This is a genomic window from Paraburkholderia sp. SIMBA_053, from assembly GCF_046534895.1.
Taxonomy (GTDB): domain Bacteria; phylum Pseudomonadota; class Gammaproteobacteria; order Burkholderiales; family Burkholderiaceae; genus Paraburkholderia; species Paraburkholderia caledonica.
Window position 1 is genome coordinate 1 of sequence record NZ_JAWRXU010001288.1, and the last position, 250, is coordinate 250.

Here is a 250-nt window from a genome sequence, read left to right on the forward strand (position 1 = left end):
GCACGTCGCCGGGGACAATGACGGAACCCGTGCCCATCGAATCCTTATGCTCGAGCGCGCCTTCAAGCACGTACGAGAAGATTTCCATGTCGCGGTGCGGATGCTTGCCGAAGCCGCGGCCGGGAGCCACGCGATCGTCGTTGATCACGAGCAGGTCGGAGAAGCCGATCTGCTTCGGATCGTAGTAGTTCGCGAAAGAAAACGTATGACGCGAGCTAAGCCAGCCGTGTTCGGCGCGTCCGCGCCCGTC

Annotated in this window: 1 protein-coding gene; it reads right to left on the reverse strand. The window is 62.0% G+C overall.

The window, feature by feature from the left end; genetic code table 11:
• On the reverse strand, positions 1-250 hold a 250-nt coding region (locus SB753_RS39770), incomplete at both ends, for a pirin family protein (protein WP_410805508.1).